This window comes from Microcoleus sp. PH2017_05_CCC_O_A, assembly GCF_020738785.1.
In the GTDB taxonomy this organism is placed as follows: Bacteria; Cyanobacteriota; Cyanobacteriia; order Cyanobacteriales; family Microcoleaceae; genus Microcoleus.
On sequence record NZ_JAEQCB010000250.1, the window covers coordinates 1 to 5,031 of the forward strand.

General features: G+C 45.3%; 3 protein-coding genes and 1 pseudogene. 1 reads left to right on the forward strand and 3 read right to left on the reverse strand.

Going from position 1 to position 5,031, the window contains the following annotated elements:
- Positions 1-101: 101 nt before the first annotated feature.
- Together ltrA (JGK20_RS32970) and ltrA (JGK20_RS32975) are read right to left on the reverse strand one after the other, a co-directional pair.
- On the reverse strand, positions 102-1,697 hold the full coding sequence (ltrA, locus tag JGK20_RS32970; protein ID WP_293233632.1) for a group II intron reverse transcriptase/maturase: 1,596 nt from the start codon (positions 1,695-1,697) through the stop codon (positions 102-104).
- 89 nt (positions 1,698-1,786) lie between these two features.
- Positions 1,787-3,517, reverse strand: coding sequence for a group II intron reverse transcriptase/maturase (gene ltrA / locus JGK20_RS32975; protein ID WP_293199389.1), 1,731 nt, complete (start codon positions 3,515-3,517; stop codon positions 1,787-1,789).
- Here ltrA (JGK20_RS32975) and JGK20_RS32980 point away from each other — a divergent pair.
- On the forward strand, positions 3,456-3,599 hold the full coding sequence (locus JGK20_RS32980) for a hypothetical protein (RefSeq protein WP_293233634.1): 144 nt from the start codon (positions 3,456-3,458) through the stop codon (positions 3,597-3,599). The genes ltrA (JGK20_RS32975) and JGK20_RS32980 overlap by 62 nt on opposite strands.
- A gap of 528 nt (positions 3,600-4,127) precedes the next feature.
- Here the strand turns inward: JGK20_RS32980 and JGK20_RS32985 are convergent.
- A pseudogene (locus JGK20_RS32985) lies at positions 4,128-4,334 on the reverse strand (reverse transcriptase N-terminal domain-containing protein); the annotation flags it as partial.
- Positions 4,335-5,031 lie beyond the last annotated feature (697 nt).

The window sequence follows — 5,031 nt, forward strand, 5'->3', positions numbered from 1 at the left end:
AATAATTAAAGTCAGTGAAGGAGTCGCCCCCTCCACTGCTCTCCAAAACGGAACGTGATAGTTTCCCATCATTGGGCTCCTCAATAAAACGGCTGTTGTCATCAGTACGTCATTACCAACATATCGTTTTCCCAAACCCAAAGGCTTGGTTCCACTGGTGGCTTAGGTTTAGCACTTTTACAGCTAGATTTGTTACCGAGACTGCCATCGTTGGCGGTCTTTGTGTCGTGGCAATGTCGATGGAGTAGTTGCCAATTATCATAAGATTCCCTTCCACCTTTCGATTTAGGGATGATGTGGTCAACTTCTATCGAATCTCCATCTTTGAAGTAGTTATCGCAGTGGGTGCATTTCCCTTTTTGACGCTTGAGTAGTTTAGACACTCTCGCAGGTATTTCGGGGTGTACTCCCATTCTTGAACTCCAATATAACCAGTCACCGTCGTAGGGGGATGCTTTTCCTTTTACCTTTACATAGCGTTTTATTTCCGTGGAGCTATGTTGTATTAGCGCATAAGGATTGTTACCCTCTCCGGTTGCAAACACCCAGTTATTGCCTTCTACGGTTTTGAAGTATTTAAGGCGTATCCACCCTCTGCCTTTGTTCCTATGACGATGACGACCCCATTTGAGGAGCTTCCAAACCACTAAGTGCCACAGCCTTGCAAATATTTTCTGGCTGACGACTGAACAGAAGTAGTTACACCAACCCCGTATGATAGGATTGAGATTCTTAATTAAAGTCGCTTGATTTAAGCCACGCGACTTATTTATTACTTCTGCAACTTTTCTGTAGTGCCTCTTCTGGCTTTCCTTACTGGGGGTGATAATAGTTTTAAAACCCAATAAGACACCTCTAGTCCCTATTCCCGAGTTATATTTTCCTACTGGAAACTGCTTGATGTTGAATCCTAGAAAGTTAAATCCAGATTCTTCCCCATCTAGTCTATTCAGGGTATGGGCTATCTTTGTTTTACTCGGTTTTAGTTCTAACCCAATGTCACTTAACCACTTCTCTATCTCAACCTTACACAGCTTTACGACTTCTACATCCTCATGGAGGACTACGAAATCGTCAGCATATCTTATCAGTGAAATCGATTTGATTTTGTCTCGTAATCCACAAGTATGACCACGAGAGTCTCTCATCTCGAATTTTGGGGCTAAACCCATAATCAATTCCTCAAGCCCATGTAAGGCGACATTGGCAAGTAGAGGTGAAATCACCCCGCCCTGTGGTGTACCTTCATCAGTTGGGAACAGCTTGTTTCCATCCATTACACCAGCTTTTAACCAAGCTCGGATTTGTCTCCGTAAGGTAGGATAGGTATTCAATTTTGAGAGAAGTACATCATGGTTAATGCGGTCGAAGCATTTGCTAATGTCGGCATCCAGCACATATTTTGATTTTTGCTTTATTGCCAAGAATATTGCTCCGATAGCATCGTGACATGAGCGCCCAGGTCTGAAGCCGTATGAGTTAGCTTCAAATCGCGCTTCCCATTCTGGTTCTAACACCAGTTTGACTAACGCTTGCAAAGCTCGGTCTTCCATTGTCGGTATGCCTAATGGTCTTTCCTCATCTGTCCCTGGTTTGGGTATCCAAACTCGGCGTGTTGGCTTAACCTTAGAACCCAGTGATATTTTATTTATCAAGGCGAAACGTTGCTTTGGGGTTAGCGATTTCACACCATCCACACCAGCCGTCTTCTTGTCGGGTAAGGAGGAACACGTCGCCGCGTCCTCCTCCCCTAAGAACCGGACTTGACAGTTTCCCATCATCCGGCTCAAGCCTCCAAAACCTCAGAACGTTTGCCTGTATGTTCATGCCTGTGACAGGCTTTGTGAAGGTGGACAAGGTTTTCCGCTTTGTCCGTGCCTCCGTCTTTCACCCGAATCTTGTGATGGGTGTGCAGTTCTTCTCCATTGAACAAGTGTTCACCGCATACTGGACATTTCCAATTTTGGTTAACCGCTACGTTATAGAGTTTTGAGCCTTTTGCCCAGTACGATTTCCCGTATTTGGATTGGCGGTCTTGCCAGTATTTGGTGAGTGTTGGGTCGTCGGGAGATGCCGTGTCTTTGACTTTGACATGGCGTACTATGGGGATGTATGCCAGCTTCGGCAGGGTTATTAATGTTTCCCTACCATGTCTGTTCTTTAAGGGTTGGGCAAAGTTCCACTTCGTCCCGTTGATTGTTCTGAAGTATTTTTGGGCTATCCAACCTTTCCCCTTTTTCGGGTGTCTTCTTAGCGACCACTTCCACAGCATTTGCCATATTCGGTAGTCTACGTAAGAAAACGTCTCCTTACTGACCTTGTGCTTGTAGTAGTTCCCCCATCCTCTAATGATTGGGCTAAGGTGCTGGATAACTGCCGTTGCTTTTACCGTTTTGTGTTGATTCAGCCATTGTTGAATTCCAGACAGGAATTCTTTGACCTTTTCTTTTTGCGGTTTAATTAAGCATTTACCCTTGTAATGTCGGACATTGAACCCTAAGAAATTGAAGCCCTCATTAATATGAGTGATTTGGGTTTTATCCGTATTAAGTTTTAAACCCCTCTGATTTAGCCATTCTTCTAGGATGGGTTTAATGGCTTCCAAATCCTCACGATTTTCTGCGGTGATGATGAAGTCATCAGCGTAGCGAACAAACCCATATTTGGGTTTGTGTTCCCTCTCTGTTCTTTTTCTACCTTTTGAGTCGGTATATTTGTATTCCTTCGTCTTTTTATATTGACTTAGGAATTTTTCCATTCCGTCGAGGGCTATGTTTGCCAATAAGGGAGAAATAATCCCTCCCTGTGGCGTTCCGCTTTCGGTATCGTGGAATATTTCTGCCTCTACATATCCTGCTTTTAGCCACTGTTTGATTAGCTCTTTACCAGGGATTTCTCCTATGGCATTGAGCAGGTACTCGTGGCTGATATTGTCGAATGCCCCTTTAATATCTGCGTCCAGTATCCATCTGTCGTTCCCCTGAGCGTTTAGTCTTATCCATGTCTGCTCAATTGCGTCATGGCAACTTCTGCCTGGGCGAAAGCCATAGGACTGGGCTTCAAATCTGTTTTCCCAGACTGGTTCCAGGGCATTTTTGACAATTGCCTGTGCTATCCGGTCTTTGATTGTCGGGATACCTAATGGTCTTTGTTTTCCGTTAGCTTTCGGTATGTATACCCTTTTCGTTGGGCGAACTTTCCATAAGGTGTATTCCTTACTTTCTCTGACCAATTTCACTCTTTCCTCTGGAGTTAGAGCCGTCTGACCATCGATGCCAGCCGTCTGTTTCCCTTTGTTTTCTTGAGTGACTCTTCGCACTGACAATAGCAGGTTGGAGTAACTGCGAAGCATCAGTTTCATGAGGCTTCTAACCTTATTCCACTGACCGTTCTGGGCTGCTCGGTAGATTCTCCGTCTCAGGTTTCTGACACGCTTTTTGATGAGCTTCCAATTGATGGATGCCCACCCCTTGAGCGGTTCCTTCGTTCCGATGTCATTGCTGACTCTATCTTTCACGTTGGTTCAATTCCTTTACGCAAAATTTACCGTTGAAGACCCGCTGGAAGTCTGCCATCTTTCGATGCGGGGCAAAGCCTGAACCCCTATCTTCAGCATTACGGTAAAGCATTCGCTTTCTCCAGCATCCCTTACCCTCTGGATAATTCCGTTTTCCTTACGGTCAACCTACTCACGCCATCGACCTGGCTTGAGAATCCATAGGGCTTATCGTGTTCCGTACATTTAACCTTCGACCGATTTGGGTTCCACCTATATTCCGGTGAGAGTTTCGCTCTCTCGTTACTAGCCACAAGGCGCTGCCAGTAACCTACTCACTTGCCTTTTTGGCTAGAGTGTATCAGCCTGATTTCACTCTTTAGACATAACGGAATCTACAGTGATTCACATAACGTTAACCCTTTTCGATCTTCCCCTTGCCCTTTCACTGATTTGGGCTACCAGTTGCGGGGCTTTCATGCCTTGCATTCCAACAGGTTCATTACTTACTACTGTTGTAGGCGGAGTGTGACACTCTTTTATGTGGGGACGGAGAGAGAGAGTTCTCCGGGAGAGGCGGCTCTCCAGTTATTCAGCGCAGATGCGCCTAATGTACGACTTCACGTCGCACCCCTTGATTATCCTGAGTTACCCGACGAACCGATAATGCTCTTGCTGTCCAAGAACTTATCAACAATTTCTGGAGTTTGCGTACTAGCTTGACATCACCACGATTAGACGCTTGATATATCCGTTTTTGCAACTTAAAGACGTTACGTTCTAGCTTTCGCCAGTTGATATCGCTCCATTCATACATCGGTTTTATTGCCGTGTTCATGACATTTACATTGCGAATTGTAGCTATACCATCCGTATTACCGTGAGTCCGTTAGCATATCCTTCACCATTACAGTGAGGCGTTGGCTTCTGACTCAATCTCTACCACCTGTTACCTGGATAATCCAGAGGTTTCGTCTTAGCTGACTGCTCGGAGTATTCGACCTCTCCGAGAGTAATCAGGTGGGTTACTTCGTTCCTCATAACCTTTGGTTTGTTCCATTAGGATGTCACCTTTTCACCGAGTTTTTGGGTAACGTAGGTATGTCGGGCAAAATCCTCATACCACCCTGTACTAATGCCCTTTTGGGACTACCAGCGCAAGAAGCCTTATTTCGCTGGTTCGGAGTAACGGTGATTCAGGCAGTGACTTCACTTTCGTTATCCATAGGAACTTGCTCACGGGATACCACTTTTTAGGCTAGTAGCTCTTTCCGCTTTTATCCCCGCTTCACCGATTGATGGCTAGTCTCTACAGTGGGGGATATGCTTTCACCTCTACGTCTGAGGGGCAGGATTTGACGCTTTCTAGGATACTGACGCTCACCTGCAAGGTTATTAAGTTATCATCTACAAGGGATTAAAGTGCTTTCCTCAATCCTGATGGATTACCCTGTAGAAGCCAGTCATCCCCCGATTTCTCGGTTTCGACTGAACGAATCGCACTTGGCAGCACCATTTAAGTCTGCATTCACAAT

What these genes read in the sequence shown, in the direction of transcription:
- JGK20_RS32980 (WP_293233634.1), top strand. Translation starts at nt 3,456, where the DNA reads ATGGATGCCCACCCCTTGAGCGGTTCCTTCGTTCCGATGTCATTGCTG.